The organism is Haemophilus sp. HMSC61B11, assembly GCF_001838615.1.
In the GTDB taxonomy this organism is placed as follows: domain Bacteria; phylum Pseudomonadota; class Gammaproteobacteria; order Enterobacterales; family Pasteurellaceae; genus Haemophilus_D; species Haemophilus_D parainfluenzae_AD.
The window spans coordinates 1,794-2,022 of record NZ_KV837992.1 but is presented as its reverse complement, the minus strand read 5'-3'; the positions used below and the strand labels follow the sequence as shown (position 1 = coordinate 2,022).

Genomic DNA, 229 nt, shown 5'->3' with positions numbered 1-229 from the left:
TTTATTATTAAGCCCGGTGCAACAAAGAAGATTAACGGGAATCGTTGCCAAACATGACAGCGAATGGAAGAAGACCAGGGCAGCAGATTTTAGTCAAACCTGTGGTGTTTACCGTGCAAATGGAAAAGAGGAGATTGCGAAGAGAATAGAAAAACGGATAGCTGACTTATCGATACAGTTAGAGGTCGATGGATTTAACACGGATAAGCAGGCGTATTATCTGCATCCG

At 42.8% G+C, this 229-nt stretch carries 1 pseudogene; it reads left to right on the top strand.

Annotated elements, in window-relative coordinates:
- A pseudogene (locus tag HMPREF3263_RS10805) lies at positions 1–229 on the top strand (glycoside hydrolase family 19); the annotation flags it as partial.